Annotated in this window: 20 protein-coding genes; 6 read left to right on the top strand and 14 right to left on the bottom strand. The window is 71.0% G+C overall.

All coding sequences use genetic code 11. The annotated features are described in order from the left end of the window. Window positions 1-73: 73 nt before the first annotated feature. Together AC156L_RS17520 and AC156L_RS17515 are read right to left on the bottom strand one after the other, a co-directional pair. The gene (locus tag AC156L_RS17520) at window positions 74-643 is read right to left on the bottom strand and encodes a TetR/AcrR family transcriptional regulator (protein WP_330881616.1); all 570 of its coding nucleotides are present in this window, start codon (window positions 641-643) and stop codon (window positions 74-76) included. Further along, window positions 640-1,911: a glutamate-5-semialdehyde dehydrogenase gene (locus AC156L_RS17515; RefSeq protein WP_330881615.1), complete on the bottom strand. Its 1,272-nt coding sequence runs from the start codon at window positions 1,909-1,911 to the stop codon at window positions 640-642. Before AC156L_RS17515 ends, AC156L_RS17520 begins: the two co-directional genes overlap by 4 nt. Window positions 1,912-2,006: 95 nt before the next feature. Here AC156L_RS17515 and AC156L_RS17510 point away from each other — a divergent pair, with 95 nt between their 5' ends. From AC156L_RS17510 to AC156L_RS17500, 3 genes are all read left to right on the top strand, one after another. Then, window positions 2,007-4,088: a RecQ family ATP-dependent DNA helicase gene (locus tag AC156L_RS17510; RefSeq protein ID WP_330881613.1), complete on the top strand. Its 2,082-nt coding sequence runs from the start codon at window positions 2,007-2,009 to the stop codon at window positions 4,086-4,088. A 3-nt stretch (window positions 4,089-4,091) separates the two neighbouring features. Then, window positions 4,092-4,799: a phosphotransferase gene (locus AC156L_RS17505; RefSeq protein WP_330881611.1), complete on the top strand. Its 708-nt coding sequence runs from the start codon at window positions 4,092-4,094 to the stop codon at window positions 4,797-4,799. Between the two features lie 112 nt (window positions 4,800-4,911). Further along, the gene (locus AC156L_RS17500; RefSeq protein ID WP_330881609.1) at window positions 4,912-5,559 is read left to right on the top strand and encodes a hypothetical protein; all 648 of its coding nucleotides are present in this window, start codon (window positions 4,912-4,914) and stop codon (window positions 5,557-5,559) included. A gap of 210 nt (window positions 5,560-5,769) precedes the next feature. Here the strand turns inward: AC156L_RS17500 and AC156L_RS17495 are convergent, their stop codons facing one another. Next, complete coding sequence (locus AC156L_RS17495; protein ID WP_330881607.1) at window positions 5,770-6,510, bottom strand: hypothetical protein; 741 nt, start codon at window positions 6,508-6,510, stop codon at window positions 5,770-5,772. A 175-nt stretch (window positions 6,511-6,685) separates the two neighbouring features. Here AC156L_RS17495 and AC156L_RS17490 point away from each other — a divergent pair, with 175 nt between their 5' ends. Further along, on the top strand, window positions 6,686-7,966 hold the full coding sequence (locus tag AC156L_RS17490) for an MFS transporter (protein ID WP_330881605.1): 1,281 nt from the start codon (window positions 6,686-6,688) through the stop codon (window positions 7,964-7,966). On the opposite strand, the gene AC156L_RS17485 is transcribed toward AC156L_RS17490, so the two are convergent. The 7 genes from AC156L_RS17485 to AC156L_RS17455 form a co-directional block, all read right to left on the bottom strand. Then, the gene (locus AC156L_RS17485) at window positions 7,952-8,491 is read right to left on the bottom strand and encodes a TetR/AcrR family transcriptional regulator (protein WP_330881603.1); all 540 of its coding nucleotides are present in this window, start codon (window positions 8,489-8,491) and stop codon (window positions 7,952-7,954) included. The genes AC156L_RS17490 and AC156L_RS17485 overlap by 15 nt on opposite strands. Window positions 8,492-8,925: 434 nt before the next feature. After that, on the bottom strand, window positions 8,926-10,098 hold the full coding sequence (proB, locus tag AC156L_RS17480) for a glutamate 5-kinase (RefSeq protein WP_330881601.1): 1,173 nt from the start codon (window positions 10,096-10,098) through the stop codon (window positions 8,926-8,928). Then, complete coding sequence (gene obgE, locus AC156L_RS17475) at window positions 10,098-11,549, bottom strand: GTPase ObgE (RefSeq protein ID WP_330881599.1); 1,452 nt, start codon at window positions 11,547-11,549, stop codon at window positions 10,098-10,100. The genes proB and obgE overlap by 1 nt, the downstream gene beginning before the upstream one ends. Window positions 11,550-11,648: 99 nt before the next feature. Continuing rightward, window positions 11,649-11,918 (bottom strand): 50S ribosomal protein L27, encoded by a 270-nt coding sequence (rpmA, locus tag AC156L_RS17470; protein WP_315923019.1) that lies wholly within the window; start codon window positions 11,916-11,918, stop codon window positions 11,649-11,651. 14 nt (window positions 11,919-11,932) lie between these two features. Further along, window positions 11,933-12,244, bottom strand: a complete 312-nt coding sequence (gene rplU, locus AC156L_RS17465) for a 50S ribosomal protein L21 (protein WP_259621775.1) — start codon at window positions 12,242-12,244, stop codon at window positions 11,933-11,935. A 332-nt stretch (window positions 12,245-12,576) separates the two neighbouring features. Further along, window positions 12,577-15,432 carry a translation initiation factor IF-2 N-terminal domain-containing protein gene (locus tag AC156L_RS17460; RefSeq protein WP_330878724.1) on the bottom strand — a complete coding sequence of 952 codons (2,856 nt, stop codon included), beginning with the start codon at window positions 15,430-15,432 and terminating at the stop codon, window positions 12,577-12,579. 168 nt (window positions 15,433-15,600) lie between these two features. Beyond that, window positions 15,601-16,362 carry a TIGR03936 family radical SAM-associated protein gene (locus tag AC156L_RS17455; protein ID WP_330878728.1) on the bottom strand — a complete coding sequence of 254 codons (762 nt, stop codon included), beginning with the start codon at window positions 16,360-16,362 and terminating at the stop codon, window positions 15,601-15,603. Between the two features lie 296 nt (window positions 16,363-16,658). Between AC156L_RS17455 and AC156L_RS17450 the strand changes: the two genes are divergently transcribed. Next, window positions 16,659-18,071: a S8 family peptidase gene (locus AC156L_RS17450; protein WP_330878723.1), complete on the top strand. Its 1,413-nt coding sequence runs from the start codon at window positions 16,659-16,661 to the stop codon at window positions 18,069-18,071. A 142-nt stretch (window positions 18,072-18,213) separates the two neighbouring features. On the opposite strand, the gene AC156L_RS17445 is transcribed toward AC156L_RS17450, so the two are convergent. The 3 genes from AC156L_RS17445 to AC156L_RS17435 form a co-directional block, all read right to left on the bottom strand. Continuing rightward, window positions 18,214-21,000, bottom strand: coding sequence for a LuxR C-terminal-related transcriptional regulator (locus AC156L_RS17445; RefSeq protein ID WP_330878722.1), 2,787 nt, complete (start codon window positions 20,998-21,000; stop codon window positions 18,214-18,216). A gap of 265 nt (window positions 21,001-21,265) precedes the next feature. Further along, a complete protein-coding gene (locus AC156L_RS17440; RefSeq protein ID WP_330878721.1) occupies window positions 21,266-21,643 on the bottom strand; it encodes a hypothetical protein in 378 nt (125 codons plus the stop codon). A 17-nt stretch (window positions 21,644-21,660) separates the two neighbouring features. Beyond that, window positions 21,661-22,221, bottom strand: coding sequence for a sigma-70 family RNA polymerase sigma factor (locus tag AC156L_RS17435; protein ID WP_330878720.1), 561 nt, complete (start codon window positions 22,219-22,221; stop codon window positions 21,661-21,663). Window positions 22,222-22,572: 351 nt separating this feature from the next. Between AC156L_RS17435 and AC156L_RS17430 the strand changes: the two genes are divergently transcribed. Further along, a complete protein-coding gene (locus tag AC156L_RS17430) occupies window positions 22,573-23,451 on the top strand; it encodes a ferredoxin (RefSeq protein WP_330878719.1) in 879 nt (292 codons plus the stop codon). 85 nt (window positions 23,452-23,536) lie between these two features. Here the strand turns inward: AC156L_RS17430 and AC156L_RS17425 are convergent. Further along, window positions 23,537-24,982: TIGR03960 family B12-binding radical SAM protein (locus tag AC156L_RS17425; protein ID WP_484407024.1), on the bottom strand; the 1,446-nt coding region annotated here is incomplete at its 5' end.

Here is a 24,982-nt window from a genome sequence, read left to right as displayed (position 1 = left end):
CATGTAAGCAACTGCTTACATTTCGACGATAGAGAAATCGCTACGGACCGTCAACGACTCGTCTCGGTGAGTACTACCCCTCGGTGCGCTCCAGCAGCGTGCGGGCGCCGCTCAGCACCAGCCGGACGATCTCCTCGGGGTCCGCGCTCTTCAGCGGCTCCTTCGCCGAGGTGGACCGCACCATGCTGATGCCGATCACCCAGGCGAGGACCAACTCGGCCCGCAGGTCGCCGTCCTCGGCCTCGGTCAACGTGCTCAGCACGCGGATGTAGTCGTCCCCCAGCGCCTTGCGGATCTCCGCGGCGGCGCTGTCGATCCCCTCGGAGCGCAGCGCTGTGAACAGCAGGTGGTCACCCGGTCGGGGGGTCTTCTCCAGCATCCGCCGCAGCACGGTCTCCAACAGCCGCTCCGGCTGCTCGGCCTCCAGCAGCTCCCGCCCCTGACCGGCCATGACGGCCGCGTACAGCGCGTCCTTGCTGCCGAAGTAGCGGAACAGCAGGGCCTGGTTCACGCCCGCGCGCGCGGCGATGTCGCGCACGGTCGTCCGCGCGAACCCGCGCTCGGCGAACAGCCCCGTCGCGGCGTCCAGGAGCGCGGCACGGGTGGCCGCCGAGTCGCGGCGGCGAGCGGGTTCGGCGGTCACGAGGTCGGCCGGACGTGCCCCTCGCCCCAGACCACCCATTTGGTCGAGGTCAGCTCGGAGAGGCCCATCGGGCCGCGGGCGTGCAGCTTCTGGGTGGAGATGCCGATCTCGGCGCCCATGCCGAACTCGGCGCCGTCGGTGAACCCGGTCGAGGCGTTCACCATCACCGCCGCCGCGTCCACCCGCGTGGTGAACCGGCGGGCGGCCTTCACGTCGGACGTCACGATCGCCTCGGTGTGGCCCGAGCCGTGCTCGTTGATGTGCGCGATGGCCTCGTCGATGGTGCCGACGACCTTCGCCGCGATGTCCATCGACAGGTACTCGGTGTCCCAGTCGTCGGACGTCGCGGGCACGACCTCCGTGCCGGACAGGCCGGTGAACACCGGGTCGGCGTGCACGGTGACGCCCGCCGCGCGGAACGCCCCGGCGATGCGCGGCACGAACACGTCCGCGACGTCCGCGTGCACCAGCAGCGACTCGGCGGCGTTGCACACGCTGGTGCGGCGGGTCTTGGAGTTGAGCACGATCCGCTCGGCGTCGTCGAGGTCGGCCGACGCGTCCACGTACACGTGGCAGTTGCCGACACCGGTCTCGATCGTCGGCACGGTGGCGTTCGCGACGACGGTGGAGATGAGGCCCGCACCGCCGCGGGGGATCACCAGGTCCACGAGGCCGCGCGCAGTGATGAGGTGGTTCACCGACGCCCGGTCGTGGCACGGCAGCAGCTGGACGCAGTCCGCGGGCAGCCCGGCGGACTCCAGCGCGTCGCGCAGCACGGCGACGAGCGCGGTGTTCGAGTTCTCCGCCGACGACGACCCGCGCAGCAGCGCGGCGTTGCCGGACTTCAGGGCGAGACCCGCCGCGTCCACGGTCACGTTCGGGCGCGCCTCGTAAACCATGCCGACGACGCCGAGCGGGACGCGCACCTGCCGCAGGTCGAGGCCGTTCGGCAGCAGCCCGCCGCGCAGCACCTCGCCCACCGGGTCGGCCAGGCCCGCGACCGTCAGCAGGCCCTCGGCGACGCCGTCGATCCGCTGCTCGGTGAGCGCCAGGCGGTCGAGCATGTTCTCGGTGAGGCCCGCCGCACGACCGGCTTCCAGGTCGGCGGTGTTCGCCTTGAGGATCTCCTCGGACCGTTCGCGCAGGGCTGCGGCCATCTCGCGCAGCGCCGCATCCTTGCGGTCCCTGGTCGCCAGAACGAGTTCCTCGGAGGCGACACGGGCTCGGCGGGCGGCGGAGTGCACCTCTTCGCGCAGTTCAGCGGTCACGTCGTCCAGCTTAGGACCAATCGGACGTCGATCGCGTACGGGTATCCCGGATCCTGAAACCAGTTTCTGTCGGTGGTCCGTGCCATGGTTGGCACATGGACGAACTCGCCCTCCGGGAGATGGCCGACGAGCGACTGAGGGCCCTGGCCGGTCCGGACGCGGTGCTGCGCGACGACCAGTGGACCGCGATCCACGCGCTGGTGGCGCAGCGGCGGAGAGCGCTCGTGGTGCAGCGCACTGGGTGGGGCAAGTCGGCGGTCTACTTCATCGCGACGGCTCTGCTCCGGGAGCTGGGCGAGGGGCCGACGGTGATCGTGTCCCCGCTGTTGGCGTTGATGCGCAACCAGGTCGACGCGGCGGCGCGTGCGGGCGTGCGGGCGGCGACGATCAACTCGGCGAACACGGACGAGTGGGAACGGGTGCAGGACGCGGTCACGTCGGGTGAGGTCGACGTGCTGCTGGTATCACCGGAACGGTTGAACAACCCGGACTTCCGGGACACGGTGTTGCCGTCGTTGACGGCGTCGGCCGGGCTGCTGGTGGTCGACGAGGCGCACTGCATCTCGGACTGGGGCCACGACTTCCGGCCGGACTACCGGCGGCTGCGCACGTTGCTGACGGAGCTGCCGCCGGGGGTGCCGGTGCTGGCGACGACCGCGACGGCGAACAACCGCGTGGTGCGGGACGTGGCGGAGCAGTTGGGCCTGGGGTCCGGGTCGGACGCGCTGGTGCTGCGCGGGCCGCTGGACCGGGAGAGCCTGCGGCTGGCGGCGTTGCGGCTGCCGACGGCCGAGGCGAGGCTCGGCTGGCTCGGCGAGCACCTGGCGGCGCTGCCGGGGTCCGGGATCATCTACACGCTGACCGTCGCGGCGGCCGACGACGTGGCGGCGTTCCTGCGGGAGCGCGGGTACGAGGTGGCCGCGTACTCGGGGCGGACCGATCCGGCCGAGCGGCAGCGGGCGGAGGAGGACCTGCTCGCGAACCGGGTGAAGGCGCTGGTGGCGACGTCGGCGCTGGGCATGGGGTTCGACAAGCCGGACCTGGGGTTCGTGGTGCACCTGGGCGCGCCGCCCTCCCCCATCGCCTACTACCAGCAGATCGGCCGTGCGGGCCGAGGGGTGGAACGGGCCGAGGTGCTGCTGCTGCCCGGTCCGGAGGACAAGGACATCTGGGCGTACTTCGCGTCGCTGGCGTTCCCGCCGGAGCGGATCGTCCGGCAGGTGCTCGACGCGCTGGCCGACGCCGGTCGGGTGCTGTCGACGGCGGCGCTGGAGCCGAGGGTCGAGCTGTCGCGGACCCGGCTGGAGGTCGTGCTGAAGGTGCTCGACGTCGACGGCGCGGTGAAGCGGGTGCGCGGCGGGTGGGAGTCGACCGGGCAGCCGTGGTCCTACGACGGGGAGCGGTACGACCGCATCGGCGAGGCTCGGGCGGTCGAGCAGCAGGCGGTGCTCGACTACCTGGACACGACGGGCTGTCGCATGGAGTTCCTGTTGCGGCAGTTGGACGATCCGCACGCGAGCCCGTGTGGACGGTGCGACAACTGCACGGGTGAACGGCCGTCCGCCGAGGTCTCGTCCGGTGCGGCCACGGTCGCGCGGGAGCGGCTGCTGCGGCCCGGCGTGGACGTGGCGCCGCGCAAGCAGTGGCCGACCGGGATGGCGGCGATCGGCGTGTCGCTGTCGGGCAAGATCGCGGCAGGCGAGGCCGCGGAACCGGGGCGGGCGTTGGGAAGGCTGACCGACATCGGCTGGGGCAACAGGCTGCGGGCGCTGTTCGCCGCCGAGGACCAGACGATCCCGGACGACGTGTTCCAGGCGTGCGTGAAGGTGTTGAGCGCGTGGGGCTGGGAGGAGCGGCCGGTGGGTGTGGTGACGGTCGGCTCGCGGAGCAGGCCGAGCCTGGTGGGCAGCTTCGGCGCGCGCATCTCGGAGATCGGCCGGTTGCCGTTGCTGGGCCAGGTGTGGGTGGGTGAGGCCACGCACCGGGCGAACAGCGCGCAGCGCCTCGCCGGGCTGTGGAACGGGGTCCAGGCACCTGATCTGTCCACGGTGGACGGTCCGGTGCTGCTGGTCGACGACCGGATCGACACCGGCTGGACGATGACGGTCGCGGCGCGGGCCGTGCGCAAGGCCGGGGCGTCGGCCGTGTTGCCGTTCACGTTGGCGGTGACGGCCTAGGTGGTGGAGCAGCGGTTGCCCGGCGGGTTCGTGAACGAGGTCGTCCGGGTCGGCGACACCGTTCGACGGCCGAGGGCGGGCGAGTTCGTCCACCGGGTGCTGGAGCACCTCGACGGGTGGCCGGGAGCGCCCCGGTTCCTCGGCGTGGACTCACGGGGTCGGGAGGTCCTGGAGTTCCTCGACGGGCACGTGGCGTGGGAGTCGCCGCAGCCCGCCTCGGTGACCTCGGACGAGAGCCTCGTGCGGGTGGCCCGGCTGGTGCGGGAGTTCCACGACCTCACCGCGGGCCTGGCGGGCGAGGAGGAGGTCGTGTGCCACAACGACCTCTCACCCAAGAACACCGTGTACCGGAGCTTCGACGGTGAACTGCGGCCGGTGGCGTTCATCGACTGGGACCACGTGGCGCCCGGTCGGCGGGTGCACGACGTGGCGCACGTCTGCTGGCAGTACCTGGGGCTGGGGCCCGGAGCCGAGGTCGACGCGGCGGCGCGGGGTGTCCGGCTGATCAGCGACGCGTACGGGTTGGCCGACCGGGGCGCGCTGGTCGACACGATCCTGTGGTGGCAGGACCGGTGTTGGCGGGGGATCGTCGCGGACTCCGGGCCCTCGGGTGAGCGGTTGCGGGCCGCTGGGGCCGTGGACGAGGTGCGGGCGCAGTACGGCTGGGTAGCGGAGAACCGAGAACGGCTGGATCTGGGGAGGCGCCGATAAAACAACTCTCCACCTATTCCAGGAAACCACTGCTGAGCTGCGAAAACAAGACTTGATCTTTGGTTTTTCGCGGCTCACCCTCGTCACCATGAGGTGGGGACCTTCAGGTGGGTTGAGCACTGTCCTGTGGATCGGCGGAGCGCAGTGGGCGGGGAAGTCGACCGTCGCCTGGCTCCTGTCCCGACGTCACGGGCTGACCGCGTACCACTACGACTTCCACGACAGCAGAGGCCACGCCGACCGTGCGCTGGCACACGCCGACCGGTACCCGTACCGGCACGCGTGGCAGGTGCTGGGCGCGCACGACCCGGACCGGGCGTGGGTGCGGTTGACCCCGGAGGAGTTGGCCGAGAACAGCAGGCACAGCTTCGTCGAGCGGTTCGGGATGGTCCTGGACGACCTGCGGGGGCTGTCCAGCAGTCGGCCGATCATCGCCGAGGGGTGGGGGCTGCGGCCGGAACTGGTGGCGCCGCTGCTGGCATCGCCCAGCCAGGCGGTGTTCCTGGTGCCGACGGAGACGTTCCGGCAGCGGCAGCTGCGTGAACTGCCGAGGGCGGGGCGGATCACGGCGAAGGTGAGCGACCCGGTTCGAGCACAGGCGAACCGGGTGGAACGGGACAGGCTGCTGGCGCGCGAGGTCGTGGAGAACGCGCGGCGGCACGGACTGCGGGTGATCGAGGTCGACGGGAGTCTCAGCGTCGGTGGGTTGACCGACGTCGTGGCGAACCACTTCGAGGAGTGGCTCTCGGTCAGCCGGTGAGGTGGCGCGGAGCACTGGCGACCGAGCCCTGTCGGGGTGCCACATCGGTGGGAGGCGGAGGCCCGGTGAGTGCGGACGCCTCAGGCCACCACGTGATGAAGGGGTAGCCGACACCGGAAGGCGGACACGAACGCCGCCGCGCCGCGGACCGGCACCCGATGGGGTGACGGAGGAGGGGGAACCACAGGTTCCCTCCTCCGCCACCGACCATCAGCGGCGCAGGAGGTTGCGCAGCTTCGGCACCGCCACGAAGGCGATGCCCACGAGAAGGAGGCCACCGCCGAGGAACAGCAGCCACAGCGAGCCAAAACCGGTGCTGGCCAGGTTGTCGTTGCCGCGGACGGCCAGCACGGGCGCGGTGGTCGTCGTGACGGCGGGCGCGGTCGTCGTGGTGGCGGTCGTCGCGGTCGTGGGCGTGCTGGTCCCGGTGGTCGTGGTCGTCGAGCCGGGCGTGGTCGTGGAACCGGCCGTGGTCGTCGTCGAACCGGACGTCGTCGTGGTCGTTCCGGTCGTGGTGGTCGTGGTGGTGGTCGTCGTCGTGGTGGTCGTGGTGGTGGTGCCGCACAGGAACCAGTGGCTGATGTCGGCGGGTTTGCCGCTGGCGTTGATCGGCGCGTGCAGGTCCACCCACGGCAGCGGCCCGAGGTCGGAGGCGAGGTACGTGTTGTAAGCGGGGCCGCCCTTGACCACGACGGCGGTGACGACGTAGGCACCGGTGCTGGTCACGGTGATGTACTTGTTGCCAGAGATCGAGAACACGACCTGAGCGGGAGCGATCGTCTCCCCCGGCAGACTGGCCTGCTGGCACGTGGTGGCGTTGTTGTCACCCGGCTGCCCGGCCGGGGAGGCCGCTGAAGCGCCTCCGGCGAAGACCGCGGCGGCGGTCGCCACCACGGCGATCGCTCCCGCGGCTCTGACCAGGTGACGGACGGCCTCAGAAGTGGCGCGCATGGCTGCTCCAGCTGCGTCGGGGGGATGATCGACAAACCGATGACACCGTTCGGCCCACAATCCCACTAGGCCATTCGGTGTACAAGTTCTGATGCCGGGTTGTTGCGTCTTCGTGAGGGCACGGGCGGTGATCGGGTCCCTACTCAACCGGGGGCTGATGTGGGAAGGTCCGGAGATGGTGGAGGTGGAGCAGCAGAGGCATCGGCTTCCGGTCCGCAGGCTCATCGCGGCGAGCATCGGCAACGCGATCGAGTGGTACGACTGGACCATCTACGCGACGTTCAGCATCTACTTCGCGACGGCGATCTTCCCGTCCGGCAACGCGGAGCTGGCGCTGCTCAACACGCTGGCCACCTACGCGCTGGCGTTCTTCTTCCGCCCGCTCGGCGGCTACCTGCTGGGGCGGTTCGCGGACCTGCGCGGCCGGAAACCCGCGATGATCCTGACGATCGTGCTGATGGCGGGCGGGTCGACGGCGATCGGCCTGCTGCCCACCTACGAGCTGGTGGGCTGGCTGGCGCCGATACTGCTGCTGCTCGCCCGGATCGCGCAGGGGCTGTCGCTCGGTGGGGAGGTGTCGAACGCGTCGGCCTACCTGGCGGAGATCGCGCCGCCCGAGCGCCGGGGGCGGTACTCGTCGTTCTTCTACATCTCCACGGGCACGGCGGTGCTGATCGCGTCGCTCATCGGGTTCACGCTCGCGCGGACGATGGACCGGGCGCAGCTCGAATCGTTCGGGTGGCGGATCCCGTTCCTGGTCGGCGGCCTGCTGGGGTTGCTGGGGCTGTGGCTGCGCCGCAGCCTGGAGGAGACGGAGCAGTTCGAGCAGAACAAGGTGAAGGCGGAGCGCGTCCACCGACCGCTGTTGACCACGGTGAAGGAGCACCCGAAGGCGGTGGGGCGGCTGGTCGGGTTCACGATGCTCTCCACGCTCTGCTACTACACGTTCTTCAGCGCGCTGACGCCGTTCGCGGTGAAGAACCGCGGGGTCGACGCCGTGGACGTGTTCCTGGCGCTGTCGATCGCGACGGTGCTGTTCATCGCGCTCCAGTACCCGATGGGGGCGCTGTCGGACCGGTTCGGGCGCAAGCCGCAGCTGCTGTTCTGGTCGGCGGCCACGGCGGTGTTGGTCGTGCCGCTGTCGTCGTTGCTGGAGCCGGGGCTGACCGGACCCCTGATCGTGTTCTGCGTGGGGCTCGGGCTGTACACGATGATGACGTCGATCGCGCCCGCGGTGATGAGCGAGCTGTTCCCGACCGAGCTGCGCGGGCTCGGGATCGGTGCCTGGTACAACCTCACGGTCGCGCTGTTCGGCGGCACCGCTCCGCTGGTGATCGCCTGGCTGGCGGGCCGGGGTCTGTCGGACGTGTACTTCTACTACGTGGCGGCGGGTGCGGCCATCGCGTTCCTGGTGATCCTGACCCTGCCGGAGACCAAGGGGTCAGAGCTGCGCTGAGCGCAAACCGGTGAAGATGATCGCCAGGGTGCGCTCGCGGAGGTCGGGGTCCCAGCCGGAGTGCAGCGCGCCCTGACTGGTGGCCGCCAGCAGTGCCATCACCTCGTCCAGCAGCACGGTCGCCCGCACGACCCCGGCCGCCTGCGCCTGGTCGAGCAGGATGCCGACGGCTTCGCGGAGCAGTTGGAGCTGGTCGGAGATCCGCACGTCGACGCCGAGCAGGTCGACCACGGTCCGGCACGAGGACGCGCGCTCGACCAGGTGGGCGAAGAACGTGAACAACGAGGTGGCCGGATCTCCTTGGCGGACCAGGGATTCGACCTCCTGGGCGAGTTCGCGCACGAGTGCGCTCATCAGCGCGGTCAGCAGGTCGTTCTTGGTCGGGAAGTGCCGGAAGACGGTGCCGATGGCCACACCCGCCCTGGCGGCGACCTCCTCGGTCGACGCGGAGGCACCCTTGGCGGCGAAGACCTCGTCGGCGGCGGCCAGGATGCGTGCCCGGTTGCGCTGGGCGTCCGCGCGCATCGCGTTCCCTTCGTGGACGACGACTACTGAACCTGAGTCCTCGCTCACCTTACTGGAGGGTCCTGATGGCCGCACGGGAGTGACCTGGTGCGGCGAGATCAGGACGCAGCGAGCGGCGGTGGAGCTTCTGGGCGAGACCACGGGTGTGGCGGCCCAGAGCCTGTGGGCGGGGCCACGAGCCTGTGGCGGGGCCGAAACGGCGAGCACCTCGCCGAGCCCGTAGGAGCCGCGAACTTGTGGCGGACCAGGGACCGGACTTGGGGGCCACATGCGTGTGATGGGTCAGGGACCGCACTGGGAAGCCAGGTGCGTGCGGTGGGTCAGGGACCGGACTGGGGAGCTACGTGCGTGCGGTGGGTCAGGGACCGGACTGGGGAGCCACGTGCGTGCGGTGGGTCAGAGACCGGACTGGGAAGCCACGGGCGTGCGATGGGTCAGGGGCGGTGGAGGGAGACCAGGTCGTCTGCGTGGACCACCTCGCGGCGGTGTTCGGCTGGCAGTTCGTGGCTGGAGCGGCCGATGAGGGCTGGGAGTTCTGCGGCGTCGTAGGCCACCACGCCCCTGGCGACTACCTGGCCGGTGAGGTTCGCCAGCTCGACCACGTCGCCCGCCTCGAAGGTGCCCTCGACGGCGGTGATGCCCGCGGCGAGGAGCGAGCGCCTGCGGTTCACGACCGCGGCCACGGCGCCGTCGTCCAGCACCAGGGTGCCGTTGGCGTCGGCGGCGTAGCCGAGCCAGAAGCGGCGGGCGGTCAGGCGGGTGCCGGTGGCGGCGAAGGCGGTGCCGACGGCTGGGGTGCCGGGGGTTGGGGTCCCGGAGGTTGGGGTGCCGGAGGTTGGGGTGCCGAGAGCGCGGGCGGCGTCGGTTGCGCCCGCCAGCAGCACCGGGATGCCCGCGGAGGCGGCCAGGGTGGCCGCTGCGAGCTTGGAGGCCATGCCGCCGGTGCCCAGGGCGCCGCCGGTGCCTGCGCGGACGCCGTCTACGTCGTCCGGGCCGCCCACCTCAGTGACTCGGCGGGCGTCGGCCAGGCGGGGGTCGCCGTCGTACAGGGCGTCCACGTCGGACAGCAGGAACAGCGCGTCGGCGCCGACGAGGTGGGCCACGAGGGCCGCCAGGCGGTCGTTGTCGCCGAAGCGGATCTCCTCGGTGGCAACGGTGTCGTTCTCGTTCACCACGGGCACGACGCCGAGGGCCAGCAGGCGGGAGAAGGTGCGCTGGGCATTGCGGTAGTGCGAGCGCCGGACCACGTCGTCGGCGGTGAGCAGGACTTGGCCGACCGTCAGGGAGTAGCGGCCGAAGGAGTTGCCGTACGCGTGGGCCAGGGCGAGTTGGCCGACGCTGGCGGCGGCCTGCTGGGTCGCGAGGTCCTTCGGGCGGCGGGTCAGACCCAGCGGAGCCAGGCCGGCGGCGATGGCACCGGAGGAGACCAGCACGATCTGGCTGCCCGCGGCGCGGCGAGCGGCCAGCGCGTCCACGAGGGCGTCCAGCCTGGCCGGGTCGAGCCCGCCCTCGGCTGTCGTCAACGAGGAGGACCCGACCTTCACGACAACCCTGGTGGCCGAAGCCACCGCCTTGCGGGCCAACGAGACCTCCGCGCCGCCGATCATCACTCCTCGAAGTCGTCCTCGTCGTACACACCGGGCAGGCGGCGCGCCTTCTTGAGCGCCTTGCGCTCGTGCGCGCCGATCCGGTCGTTGCTCTCCAGCCGCAGGTCGGTGCCGCGGCCGGTCATGGTCATCGCGATGCCCGCGGGCGTCGTCGGCTCCCAGTCGAACACCAGGTCGCCGATGGTGACCTGGGCTCCGGGCACGGCACCGCGCTTGACCAGCACCTCTTCCACGCCCATGCGGGCGAGGCGGTCCGCGAGGTAGCCGACGGCCTCGTCGTTGGAGAAGTCCGTCTGCCGGATCCAGCGCTCGGGGCGGTCGCCCTTGACGATGAACCCGCCCTCGGTCTCCGGGTCGTCGTGGACGGTGAAGCCCTCGTCGTCGACGGCGGTCGGCCGCAGCACGATGCGGGTCGACTCCTGCTTCGGCTTGGTCGCGCGGTACTGCTCGACGACCGCGCCGAGCGCGAACGTCAGCTCGCGCAGGCCTTCGCGGGTCGCGGTCGAGATCTCCAGCACCTGGAGGCCGCGGGCCTCGATGTCCGGGCGCACCAGTTCCGCGAGTTCACGGGCCTCGGGCACGTCGATCTTGTTGAGTACCACCAGGCGCGGGCGGTCCGTGAGGTCGCCGCCCAGCGACGGGGTGTACTTCGCGAGCTCCTCTTCGAGCGCGTCGATGTCCGACAGCGGGTCGCGGCCCGATTCGAACGTCGCGCAGTCGACGACGTGCACGAGGACCGCGCAGCGCTCGATGTGGCGCAGGAAGTCCAGGCCGAGGCCCTTGCCCTCGCTGGCGCCGGGGATCAGACCGGGCACGTCGGCCATCGTGAAGACGGTCGCGCCCGCGGTGATCACGCCGAGGTTCGGGACCAGGGTGGTGAACGGGTAGTCGGCGATCTTCGGCTTGGCCTCGGAGAGGACCGAGATCAGCGACGACTTGCCCGCGGAGGGGAAGCCGAGCAGGCCGACGTCGGCGACGGACTTCAGTTCGAGGACGAAGTCGCCGCGCTCGCCGGGCTCACCCAGCAGCGCGAAACCGGGCGCCTTGCGGGCCTTGGACGCGAGCTGGGCGTTGCCGAGGCCACCACGACCGCCGCGCGCGGCGATCATCCGGGTGCCCTCGCCGACGAGGTCGGCGACGACCTTGCCGTCCTCGGTCAGGACCACGGTGCCGTCCGGCACGCGCAGTTCGAGGTTCTCGCCGTTCGCGCCGTCGCGGTTCGCGCCCTGGCCCTGCTTGCCGTTCGTGGCGGAGGCGTTGGGGCGGAAGTGGAAGTCCAGCAGCGTGTGCACGTTGGAGTCGACCACCAGGACGACGTCGCCGCCCTTGCCGCCGTTACCGCCGTCGGGACCGCCCAGCGGCTTGAACTTCTCCCGGTGCACCGACGCGCAACCGTTGCCACCCTCGCCAGCGGCGACGTGGATAACCACTCGGTCGACGAACCGGGACACGGGAACTCACTTCCAAAGGATCAACGAAGAAGGGGACAAACGCCGAGCGCCGTGGGTCCGCGTTGGCGGACACACGGCGCTCGGGGAAATCAGGTCGAACTACGCGGCGACCTTGGCCTCGACCGGCACGATGTTGACGGTCTTGCGACCGCGCTTCGAGCCGAACTCGACCGCGCCGGGGGCGAGGGCGAACAGCGTGTCGTCCTTGCCGCGGCCGACGTTCACGCCGGGGTGGAACTTGGTGCCGCGCTGGCGGATCAGGATTTCGCCGGCCTTGACGACCTGACCACCGAACCGCTTGACGCCCAGGTACTGAGCGTTGGAGTCGCGGCCGTTACGGGAGCTGGATGCGCCCTTTTTGTGTGCCATGGCTAGTCAGGTCCTCACTTACCGGTGATGCCGGTAACCTCGACGCGGGTCAGCTTCTGACGGTGACCCTGCCGCTTGTGGTAGCCGGTCTTGTTCTTGAACTTGTGGATGCGGATCTTGGGACCCTTGGTCTGCTCGACGACCTTGCCGGTCACCGAGATCTTCCCGAGGGCCTCAGCGTCTGCGGTGACGTCAGTGCCGTCCACGACGAGTAGCGCCGGGAAAGTGAACTCAGTGCCCGGGGCGCCCTCGAGCTTCTCGACCTCGACGACGTCGCCGACAGCCACCTTGTACTGCTTGCCGCCAGTCTTGACGATCGCGTACATCAGGACGGAAGTCTCCTGCTACTCGACGGTGACGGGGCCGTGCGCGCCCAGGCTTTCGTGAATCACCATTACGTGAATCAGAGTCGCCGGGCTACACACGACAGGGCCCACCGGACGGCGGGCCGTGTACCAGGTTACGTGGCCGTGTGCGGCGAGGTCAAACTGGGGTCCGCGCGACCCGTTCTCCCTGGTCAGCAACGGAAAACGAGACGCGCCGAACGGCCTTCGCGGAGCGCTGGGCGCCCCCGTCACCGGCCTGTGGACGTGCTCGACGCCACACAAAGCGAGGGGCCCGTACCGGTTCGGCACGGGCCCCTCGACGACTAGCGCTCTCAGCCTTCGGTCACACCGACGGGCGGGCCCGCGGGACGGGTCGCCGCACGACGCGACGTCCGCCGACGAGGAGCCACCACGGTGGGCGGCGCCTGCTCGACCTGCTCGGGGACGTGGCCGTTCAGAGCCGGTTGCGGCGCCACCTGCTCACCAGACGCCTGAGCCGGGGCCGGTTGCGCCACCGGAGGAGCCTCAACCGGTTCGACAGCCGCTGGAGCCTCGACAACAGCCGCCACGACAGTCTCAGGAGCATCACCTACGGGCTCCTGGACCTGCTTCGCCGCACCCGCGTCCCGGCGCGCACGGCGGCGCTCCCGGTTGCGGTCGCGGCGGTCGCGCTTGGCGCCGTCCTGACCAGCCTGCGCGTCCTGGTCGAGCAGCACCGCCGCTTCACTGGTGTCCACGACGGGTTCCACCACAGGCACGTCCGGAGTGGACGGTGCGGCGGGCGCGGTCTCGACGACCTCGGCCACCGCGGGCTCGGCCTCGACCGGCGTGGTCTCGACCTGCTCCGCCGACTCGCCGCCGCCGCGGTTGCGCTGCCGGGACTTGCGGCTCGGCTGCTGCTGCGACTGCTGCTGCTGGGGAGCGGAGGGGGCCGACGCCGGGGCTCCACCGTGCGCGTGCACGGGGTCGGTCGACACCACGACGCCACGGCCGCGGCAGTGCTCGCACGTGGTGCTGAACGCCTCCAGCAGACCGGTGCCGACCCGCTTGCGGGTCATCTGCACCAGGCCGAGCGAGGTGACCTCGGCGACCTGGTGACGGGTGCGGTCGCGGCCGAGGCACTCGGTGAGGCGGCGCAGCACCAGGTCGCGGTTCGACTCGAGCACCATGTCGATGAAGTCGATGACGATGATGCCGCCGATGTCGCGCAGCCGGAGCTGGCGGACGATCTCCTCCGCCGACTCCAGGTTGTTGCGCGTCACCGTCTCCTCGAGGTTGCCACCCGATCCGGTGAACTTGCCCGTGTTGACGTCGATGACCGTCATCGCCTCGGTGCGGTCGATGACCAGGTAGCCGCCCGACGGCAGCCAGACCTTGCGGTCGAGCGCCTTGAGCAGCTGCTCGTCGATGCGGTGCTCGACGAACGCGTCCGTCTGGCCGATGTGCTTGCGCAGCCGGTCCTGGAGGTCCGGCGCCACGTGGCGGACGTACCCGTCGATGGTCTCCCAGGCGTCCGCGCCCTGGACGATCAGCGCGGAGAAGTCCTCGGTGAACAGGTCCCGGACGACCTTGACCAGCAGGTCGGGCTCTTCGTACAGCAGCTGCGGGGCCTGCGCCTTGGGGGTCGCGGCCTTGTCCTTGATGACCTGCCACTGCGCCTGGAGGCGGGTGACGTCGCGGCCCAGCTCCTCCTCGGCGATGCCCTCGGACGCGGTGCGGATGATGACACCGGCGTCCTCGGGGACGACGCGCTTGAGGATGTCCTTGAGGCGCTTGCGCTCGTTGTCCGGCAGCTTGCGGCTGATGCCGGTCGCGCCGCCGCCGGGCACGTACACCAGGAAGCGGCCGGGCAGGCTGATCTGGGTGGTCAGGCGGGCGCCCTTGTGGCCGACCGGGTCCTTCGTGACCTGGACCAGCACGCTGTCGCCGCTGGAGAGCGCCTGCTCGATCTTGCGGGACTTGCCCTCGAGGCCGGCGGCGTCCCAGTCGACCTCACCGGCGTACAGCACGGCGTTGCGGCCCCGGCCGATGTCGATGAACGCGGCCTCCATGCTCGGGAGCACGTTCTGCACCCGGCCGAGGTAGACGTTGCCGACCAGCGAACCGGTGCCGGACGAGGTCACGAAGTGCTCCACGAGGACACCGTCCTCCAGGACACCGATCTGGGTGCGGTCGCCGCGCTCGCGGACGACCATCGTGCGTTCGACGGCCTCGCGGCGGGCCAGGAACTCGGCCTCCGACAGCACCGGCACGCGGCGGCGGCCCGCTTCACGGCCGTCCCGGCGGCGCTGGCGCTTGGCCTCCAGGCGGGTCGAGCCCCGGATGCTGCGCACCTCGCTCTGCGCGGCCTCGGAGTCGGCCTTGTCGTCGCGCGCGTCGCGGGACTCCCGCACCTCGCGGACGTGCACGACCGTGTTCGGCGGGTCGTCCTCGGTGATCGCGGGCTCGTCCTCGGCACCGGTCTTGCGGCGACGGCGGCGACGCCGACGGCGGCTGCCGCCGTCCGTGCCCTCGTCGGAGCCCTGATCGTCCTGGTCGGCGGACGCCTCGGCGTCCTCCTCCTCGGGCTCCTCGGAGCCCTCGTTCTCCTCGCCGCTGTCCTCGGCGCCCTTGCCGCGACCACGGCCGCGACGGCCGCGGCGACGACGGCGACGGCTGTCGCTGTCCTCGCCGGACTGGTCGTCGTCGGCGTCGTTCTGGTCGGCGTCCGCCTCCAGCTCCGCGTCCTCGTCGTACTGCTCCGCGGGCTCCTCGACGACCACCGGCTTCACCCGGCCGCGGCCCCGCTTGGGCGCGGGCTCCTCGGCCTGGGCGGGCGCGGCGGGCGCCATGAACACCGCGGACGGCGGCGCGAACAGCGGGGTGAGCGCGGCCAGGTCCCTGACCTGGCGCGCGGGGATCGCGGGCTCCTCGTGCACCTCGACGTCCACCTCGCCGGAGACGACGTCGTCCCAGTCGAGGAGGCTCTCGGCGACCTTCAGCGCGACGTCCCTGCTGACGCTGGACTGGACCCCGCGCACCGTCTCGCCCAGATCGGCGAGAGCGGCCACGACGTCCTTGCTGCTGGCCCCCAGCAGCTTCGCCAGCGCGTGCACGCGGAGCTTGGCCGGTAGATCGACCAGTTCCGGGTGTGCGGATGTGACGTTATCCCCGCCGGGGTTACCGGCAGGCTTGTCCGTGTTCGACATGCAGCTCCTCCGCCCCCGGGCGCGTCTACTCGAAGACGCGGCCGCGCAGGGGCCTCTCTAGTCCACTCTCCGCCGCGGCTGGCGGCGGGAATCCTTGCCTTCGCCGACCGGTATCCGCGCTCTTCGAGCTCGGGCGCACAGCCTGCAGGTCCCTAAACGAAGACACCCTTAGCGGCGCTCCTGCTCCCCGGCCACCGGCTCGGACCCCGCCGCCCTGTCCTGGGCTAACGGGTCAACCAGTCCACCATCGTCGTCGAGCCGTCCCTGCGCCATCCGGGTCGCCTTCGCGGGCACCGGCGGAATCAGGTCGGCGACGACGCGGAGCGCGCTCAGCACGTCATCGGGTCGAACGGTAGGTGTTGTCTGCCGTACGACCGTCACGAGTATCCCACACGGTCGTGACAAATCAGGCGCATCGTGGCCTGCGTCGCTCGATTGGTCCTCCACCAGCGCCGACACCACGGCCGGGCGGACGTCGATGATCCTCTTCCCGTCCTTGGTCGCGCGCTCCACCTCGACCGATCCAGCCGCGAGCAGCGCCGCTACGGCAGTCCGCAGTTCCGCAGGCGACACGCCGTCCAGCTCGATCCGCCACTCGCTCGCCTCGATGCGCTCGGTGAGGTTCCCGCCGGACGAGACGACGACCTCCAGCACGTCGAGGCCCGGCGGCAGCGCCTCGTCCAGCGCGGCCCGCAGAACCTCGACGTCCAGCGGCCGCACGACCTGGACCTCGACGTATTCGGCCTCGCTGGCCACCCCGGTCGGCGAGGCGCCGATCCACGACACCTTCGGCCGGGGGCTGAAGCCCTGCGAGTACGCCATCGGCACGCCCGCCCGGCGGAGCGCGCGCTCGAAGCTGCGCGCCACGTCGCGGTGCGAGGTGAAGCGCAGCCTGCCGCGCTTGGCGTAGCACAGGCGGAGCTTCTGCACCGCCGCTGCGGACGGGTTGTTGGGCTGCTGCTGGCGGCTCAGTTCGTGCTCCTCAAGGTGTGCCGTCCGGGTGATCAGCACCCCAACGGCCCAGGCTGCTACTCCGGGGGACGGTACCGTGGAGAGGTTCCGACCGTTGAGGTTGTCTGGTTCCGCGCACGTCGTTACCGTCCGCCTACAACGGTCACCCGGCGCCGTCGAACACGTCTGCCCAGCGATGGAGGTCCCCCGTGCCTCTGCTCCGCCGCGCCCGAGCGGTCGCGGTCAGCGCAGTCCTGCTCGCAAGTGGGAGCACGGTGGCGTCAGCCGCCGCGTCCGCGCAACCCGAGCTGGCCTCGACGCCGATCGCGAGCTGCGTGCAACCGGGCCCGACGCTGCGGTACCTCGTCGTCTTCGAGCAGGGCACGAGCCAACCCCTCGCCGAGGCCGAGATCGCGGCCTCGTGCGGCACGTCGACCGTGTACTACCCGCAGATCTCCGTCGCCGTCGCGACCTCGCCGGACCCGTCGTTCGGGCGGCGGATGGGCGCGGAACGCGCGTACAGCGCGCAGGCCGAGGCGATCTCCAAGCGGACCGGCGCCGTCGTGCGGAAGAAGGTCGACGAGACCGGGATGGCCAAGGCGTCGCGCGGCGGGGCCGTCGACCGGACGGTCGAGCAGTGGGACATGGACCTGATCAGGGCCGCCGAGGCGCACGCGATCAACAACGGCAGCCGGGACGTGGTCGTCGGCGTGCTGGACTCCGGGATCGACCCGAGCCACCCCGACCTCGTCGGGGCGCTGGACCCTGGCCTGTCGGCGGGCTGCTCGAACGGGGGCAGGGCCGACACCTCGGTCGCGGCGTGGTCGCCGACGACGTCGGCGCACGGCACGCACGTGGCGGGCACGATCGCCGCGGCCGACGACGGGCGCGGCACGACCGGCGTGGCGCCGGGGGTGCGGATCGCGTCGGTGAAGGTCGTGGACGACGACGGGTACATCTACCCCGAGTACGCGGTGTGCGGGTTCATGTGGGCCGCCGTGCACGGCATGACGATCACCAACAACAGCTACTTCATCGACCCGTGGGTGTTCACCTGCCAGAACCAGGTCGGGCAGGGCGTCGTGTACGAGGCGGTGCGGCGGGCGGTCGACTACTCGTCCGACAGCGGCGTGCTGACCGTGGCCGCGGCGGGCAACGGCGGGTCGGACCTGAGCAAGCCCGGCAGCGACGCCCAGAGCCCGACCAACGCGGAGGACGTGAAGCCGAGGGCGCTGGACAACACGTGCCTGGTGCTGCCCGCGCAGCTGCGGTCGGTGGTGGCGGTGTCGTCCGTGGGCGCGAACCGGGTGAAGACCGGGTACAGCTCCTACGGGCTCGGCGCGGTGGACCTGACGGGTCCGGGCGGCGACCGGAAGCAGGTGCCGGACGACGCCGTCGACGGCTGCGTGCTGTCGACCGTGCCCGCCGGGTACGACTACTCGTGCGGGACGTCCATGGCCACGCCGCACGTGTCCGGGGTGGCGGCGCTGCTGGCGTCCGTGCACCCGGAGGCGACGGCGCCGCAGCTGAGCCGGATGCTGAACACGCAGGCCGAGACGCTGCCGTGCCCGGCCGACTACGACCTGAACGGGACCGGCGCGCAGGACGCCTACTGCACGGGGTACTCGGAGTACAACGGCTTCTACGGGCACGGGCTGGTCGACGCGCTGGCCGCCGTCACCGAGTAGGGCCGCGCCGAGCGGGGATCGCCCGGGCAGTCAGGTGCACGGGGGCGTGCGGACGTCGGGCCGCTAGGCGTGCGGGTTCCCGGCCGTCAGGCAGGCGGGTGCGTGCCGACGTAGGGCCACTAGGCGTGCGGGTTCCCGGCCGTCAGGCGGGTGGGGGCGTGCGGTGCTGGCTGAGGGCTTCCGGCAGGTCGGTGCGGCCGGTGATGCCGAGCTTGCGGTAGGCGCCGGACAGGTGCAGCTCGACGGTTCGGCGGGTGAGGAAGAGGGCCTCGGCTATCTGGCGGTTGGTCAGGCCCTGGGCCGCCATGCCCGCCACGCGGGTCTCCTGCTTGGTGAGGCCGTGGACCGTGCCCTCCGCGGTGACCGGCTCGCACGCGCGCAGCTCGTCGCCCGCCAGGCGGATGAGGGGCTGCGATTCGCACTTGGCGCTCAGCTCGACGGCCCGGCGCAGGTACGGGATGGCCCGCTCGGGCTGGCCGCGCCTGCGGAGCTGGGCGCCGAGTTCGAAGAACGCCTCGGCGAGCTGGAGCTTGCCGGTCGACTCGGCCAGGAACTCGGTGGCCTTCAGCAGCGCCCTCGTGGCGGCCTCCTCGTCGTCGGCGCTCAGACCGATGGACAGCAGGGCGGTGCCCATCGACCTGGGCGTGCCCCACTGCCGGGCCATCTCGTGGTCCTCCTTGGCCAGAGCGGCGGCCGGCTCGCGCTGCCCGAGCGCCAGGTGGACGCGGACGGCCAGCGCTCGCCACGGGATCACGGCGGGGCTGTCGACGGCTGAGGCCTCCAGCCTTCGGCAGCACTCCAGCAGGTCGGCGAGGGCGCCCTCGTGGTCGCCGGTCGCGTGCTTGAGCTTGCCGCGCGAGTAGAGCACCAGGTTGTGCTGGAACAGCTCGGGCAGCTCACCGGCGAAGCCGCTGCGGGCGAGCAGGTCGCGGGCCTCGTCGGCGCGTCCGAGGTCGACCAGCACCTCGGTGAGGCGGGCGGCGCAGAGGATCGCCATGGGGCAGTCCTGGACGGCGCCCAGCTCCTCGAAGAGCCGCATCTGCCACTTGAGGAACGTCTTGGCCCTGATCAGCTCACCCGCCGCGAGGAAGTCCATGCCGTGCGCCAGCGACACGACGGTGCCCTTGCGCAGGTGGAAGTCGTGGGGCTCGGAGGTGCTGCCGATCATGCGGCGGAACTTGTCCGACAGCTCGGGCGCGTCGACCAGGAAGCACGTCGACAGGGTGAACACGAACGGCTGGACGAACACGTCCATGCGGTCGCCCGCGAGCGCCTCGTCGGCGTACCGGACGGCCTCCAGCGCCGAGTCGCCGCGCAGCGCGTGACCGAGGGACATGATCACCGAGTGGAGCTGGCGGAGCCGGGGGGCGTCGGGCTTCTCCGACTCCAGCTCGTCGGTGAACAGGCTGGCGCGCAGCGCGAGGCCGAGGTCGTTGCCCGCCGCCGCGAGGTAGCACATCGCGCGCAGCTCCCACAGCTCGTCCTTCTCCTGGGAGCTGAGCCGGGACTGCACCTGGAGGCCGATGGAGAGGGCGAGCCGGGCCTCGTGGGCGGTGCACGCGCGCAGCAGCATGGTCACGGCCTGGCCCACCGCGGAGCGGACGTCGTCGGCGTGCGCCAGCGCCTCGCGCAGCCGGGCCATGCCCTTGGCCGAGTCGCCGAGGAACTCGACGTGGACGAGTTCGAGCTGCACGGCCAGGCGCTCGTCGGGGGTGAGCGGTTCGTCCAGCACGCGTTCGAGGAGGGCGAGCGCGTGGTCGAGGTCGCCGTTGTGGGCGGCGTCGCGGGCGGCGCGGCGGAGCACGTCCAGCCCCCAGGTGACGCGGATGCCGCGCGCCTGGAGCAGGTGGGCGGCGACCTGCACGTCCGGCGCGTCGGCGTCGGCGAGCAGCGTCGCGGCGCGGGCGTGGTCGGCGGCGCGCGTGGCGACCGGCAGGTCGCGCAGGACGGCGTTGCGGACGAACGGGTGGCGAAAGGACACCGTGTGGCTGTTGCAGAGGATCCTCAAGCGCACCAACGCGTCCAGGCCGCGCAGCGCTTGGGAGTAGTCCACTCCGGACATCGCGGCGACCATGTCCACGGTGGCCTCGTCGCCCAGGACCGCCACCGCGCGCACGAGTTCGGCGCAGCCGGGCAGCGGTCGCAGGCGGACGCGGAGCTGCTCGCCGATGTCGGGGGCGGCCAGCTCGCGGACCTCGGCCGGGGTGACCGCGCCGATCTCGCCGCCGAAGCGGGCGCGCAGCGCGCCGAGCATGGAGTGCAGCAGGTACGGGTTGCCCTTGCTGACGTCGAAGCAGGCGGCGGCGAGGTCGGCGTGGACGGGAGCGGCGGTGTTCGCCTTGAGCAGTTCGGTGACGCCGCGGACGTCGAGTCCTTCGAGGACGACCGTCTCGGCGCTGCACCCGGTCAGCTCCTGGAGCGACACCTCGCCCGCGGGCGGGTGGCCGGTGGTGGAGCCGAGCATGATGAGCACGGGCTGGTCGGTGGTCCGGCGGCGGATGTAGGCCATGGACCGCATCGACCAGATGTCGCTGACGTGGATGTCGTCCACGATGATGAGGACCGGCCGCTTCTCCGCGGCCCGGCGGACGAGCCGGTAGAACGCCTCCAGCGACGAGACGCGGTCGGGGCGGAGGTCGACGTCCTCGCCGTCCAGGTCGTCGGCGAGCTGGCGGATGACACCGCCGTCGAGGTGGGTCTCCAGCCGGGCCCCGTGCCCGACGGCGACGGTGAACCCCATGCTCCTGGCGAGTTCCGCGGTGGCGTCGAACAGCACCGACTTCCCGACGCCGAGTTCCCCGGTCATCGTGACGATCGCCGACCGGCCGACGGCCACCTTCGTGAGCAGGGCTCGCATGGTGCGCAGTTCGGCTTCGCGGCCGAGGCACGTCGTCTGCGCCGCGGGGACGAGCACGGGTCTGTGGACCACCCATGCGGGCACCGGAGATGTCACTCGGGGCTCCGATCTGCGGCGCCCGGCAGGGGGCGCGCGAGGCCGTGGGAGCGGGGAGCACCACCGTATGGCATGTGTCCAGACCGGGTGGTCCGGTCGTCCTTCGGTACCGAGAGCCCGCGCCGGGACTGATCTGAATTTCCTTCGGTACCCACCGTAGAGACGTGGCCGTCCCGGTGAGCGAGACTTGGCGCCAGGACGTTGTAGGCCGATCGGCGGTACGGCGCGATCGGGCGGTGGGTCAGACCCACGACCGCGACACCGACGAGGCGTGCGAGAGGTGGTTGTCGGCCGGGAGCGTTCCGGAGCTGACCGGTGCGGACGTGGTCAGCGCCGCCACCACGGCCATGAGCAGCAGGCTCGCCACGACGAGCAGCACGCCCCGAACCGGCACACCGCGGTCCTCGAACCGCCGTCCGCCCGAATCGCTCGGGGCTGGAATTCGCCGTGCCAACAGTCCGAATTGCTCGGCCCGCGTGAGAATGTGCGGAATTGCCTGGAATTCGACGAGTTCCCGCTGGCAACGGACACAGTCGACCAGATGGTCGTTAAATGCGAGCTCGGCGCCCTCGTCGAGGACGCCGAGCATGTACGCGGCGACGTCGGAATGTGTCGACATCGGCCCGCCCCCCTGTGTCAGCTTCGCTCGCGCAAAGCGCCGCGAAGAATCTGCATGGCCTTGTACAGGCGGGACTTCACCGTGCCCTCGGGAATCCCCAGGGCGAGTGCCGCCTCTTTGATCGTCCGACCGCGCACGTACGTTTCGTAGATCGCGGCCCGGTGTTCCTCGCCCAGCTTGCCGATCACCTGCGTGATTACCATGAGTGAGAGGGCCTGATCCGTTTCGTCCGGAGCCTCCATGCTGTCCGGCGAGGTCAACTCCACCTCCTGCGGCCTGGCCTGCCGCGTGCGCCAGCCGTCGATCACGATCCGGCGGGCGACTGTCAGTAGCCATCCCCGCAGCATCCGCGGGTCCCGAACCAGCGTTTCGGAGTTCTGCCACGCCCTGATCAAGGTCTCCTGGACGACGTCTTCGGTCCATTGACGATCATGTCCGGTGAGCCCGAGGACGTGTGCGAACAACGCTCCCCTGAACTCGCCGTAGAGCTCGGTGACCAGCTCTTCGGCACGCTTGTCGGAGGTGCCGTTCCCGACGGGCCGACGAGGGTCCACCAAGGCTCCACCCAGCGCATTCATGGAGAAACCAACCTCCCGGAGTCCCAGCGGCGGATGGAGCGCCCCAGTCTCCATTCGGCGACCGGAAGCACACCTGCGATCTAATTGATACAACAGGATCGTACGGCACGCTAGATGGCAATCCAAATCTCTGATAAAAACTTCGGTACAGTATCTTTCGGAAAGACATCGACAGAGTTCTAGGGGCTAGAGCGGGAGTTCGAAGGGAGTTACGCAAGAGTACTGTGATGCAGGTCACTGGCAGGATAGACTACTTGATCGAACCACTCCGACGCCGGTTCGTAGTACTTATCGGGCCGCACGCTAAAACGATCTAGACCTTGTCGGGGGAATGTTATGAACGCTCACATCGTGCAAACGGTTGTAGCGGCCACCTCGTACGACGCGGGCGTCCGCGCCGTCTCCGCGCTGTCCGCGCGAATGGCCTACGTCGCGATGTGCCTGACGCTGTGCTGGGGCGTGCTCACGGCCACCGGCTGGGTCCACCGGTTGACGGGCAGACAGGCACTGCGCGGTGGGCACATCGTGCTGGCCACCTTCACGCTCGCCACCGGCCTGACGCACGGGCTGGCGTTCCTGCTGCTCGACTCGGGCGGCCTCGGTTTCCTCCAGGTGGTCCTGCCGTTCGTCGACGGCGGCCTCGCCAGGCACGCGCTCGGCATCGTCGGGCTGGAGCTGATGATCGCCGTGGCGATCACCGCGGGCCTGCACCGCGTCCTGGAGACCTCGCAGTGGGTCGACTTCCACCGCTTCTCCTACGTGGGCGTGTGGCTCGTCGCCATGCACTCGTGGCTCGGCGCGGCGGCCAACGGCTCGGTGTCCACGCTGTGGCTGGGCGGGATCACCCTGCTCGCGCCCGCGATCACGCTGACGATCCTGCGCTTCCTGCCGCCCGAGCACCTCGCGCGCATCGGTCTGGTGGACACACCCCACGTGGTCGTGGACCACTCCCCCGCGCCGGAGGAGCCCGCACCCGTCGTGGACCCGCGCGACCCGAAGTCGGCGACCATCCGCACCGAGGTGAAGGACAAGATCGCCGTCAGCGTCGACCACCAGCGGTGCCACCACTACGGGATCTGCTCGTCCCAGGCGCCGAAGGTGTTCAGGCTGCTGGAGGACGGGCGCCTGCGGTACGCGAAGAACCCCGAGGCCTCGCAGACGCCGCTGGTCGAGGCCGCGGCGCACGCGTGCCCGACGCGCGCCATCAAGATGACCCGCGTCGTCGAGTGAGCGACCGGACCACGTCCGTCCACAGTGGCCGGACAACCGATACCGGCGGCGCGCCAGGGCTTTCCCGCGCTACCGGTCCGGTGTCCTAATCGGTCAGTGTGGTGAGGGCCGGGTTGCGCACCGGGGACCCTCCACCGACGGGCGTCAGCGGCAGCAGGGTGCGCCCCGTCGGCCCGACCTCGATGTCGGTGCCCATCGCGGGGCAGACGCCGCAGTCGAAGCACGGCGTCCAGCGGCAGTCGTCCTGCTCCCGCTCGTCCAGCGCGTCCTGCCAGTCGGCCCAGAGCCACTCCTTGTCCAGGCCCGAGTCCAGGTGGTCCCAGGGCAGGACTTCCAGCTCCTCGCGCTCACGCGTGGTGAACCAGGCGAGGTCGACGCCGAACGCGGGCAGCTCCGCCTCGGCCGCGTTGACCCAGCGGTAGTAGGAGAAGTGCTCGGACCAGCCGTCGAACCGGCCGCCCTCGCGCCACACGCGCTCGATGACCCTGCCGATGCGGCGGTCGCCGCGCGACAGGAGTCCTTCGATCAGCGACGGCTTGCCGTCGTGGTAGCGCATGCCGATGTTGCGGCCCAGGCTGCGGTCGGAGTTGATCGCGGCCCGGAGCTTCGCCAGCCTGCTGTCCACGGTGTCCGGGTCGCACTGCGGCGCCCACTGGAACGGCGTGTGCGGCTTGGGCACGAACCCGCCGATGGAGATGGTGCAGCGGATGTCCTTGCGGCCGCTGACCTCGCGACCCGTGCGGATCACGTTCTTCGCCATCTCGGCGATCTGGAGCACGTCCTCGTCCGTCTCGGTCGGCAGGCCGCACATGAAGTACAGCTTCACCTGCCGCCAGCCGTTCGCGAACGCCGTGCCGACCGTCCGGATGAGGTCCTCCTCGGACACCATCTTGTTGATCACCCGGCGCAACCGCTCGCTGCCGCCCTCGGGCGCGAACGTGAGGCCGGACCGGCGGCCACCCCGTGACAGCTCGTTCGCCAGGTCGACGTTGAACGCGTCGACGCGGGTGCTCGGCAGCGACAGGCCGGTGTTGGTGCCCTCGTAGCGGTCCGCGAGGCCCTTGGTGATCTCGGCGATCTCCGAGTGGTCGGCGCTGGACAGCGACAGCAGGCCGACCTCCTCGAACCCGGTCGCCTCCAGCCCGCGCTGGACCATGGCGCCGATGCCCTCGATCGAGCGCTCGCGCACCGGTCGGGTGATCATCCCGGCCTGGCAGAACCGGCAGCCGCGGGTGCAGCCGCGGAAGATCTCGACGCTGGCCCGCTCGTGCACGGTCTCGGCGAGCGGGACGAGCGGCGCCTTCGGGTAGGGCCAGTCGTCGAGCTCGACCGTGGTGCGCTTCTGCACCGTGGACGGGACGCGCTCGTCGACGGGCTCGACGGCGGTGATCCCGCCGTCGTCGCCGTAGGTGACGTCGTACAGGCCGGGCACGTAGCAGCCCGGCGTGCCGGCCAGGCGCAGCAGCAGCTCGCGGCGCCCGCCGGGGCGGCCCTCGCCCTTCCAGGCCGCGATCACGTCGGTGATGTCGCC

The organism is Umezawaea sp. (assembly GCF_057122925.1).
This window is presented reverse-complemented; position numbering and strand designations above follow the sequence as displayed.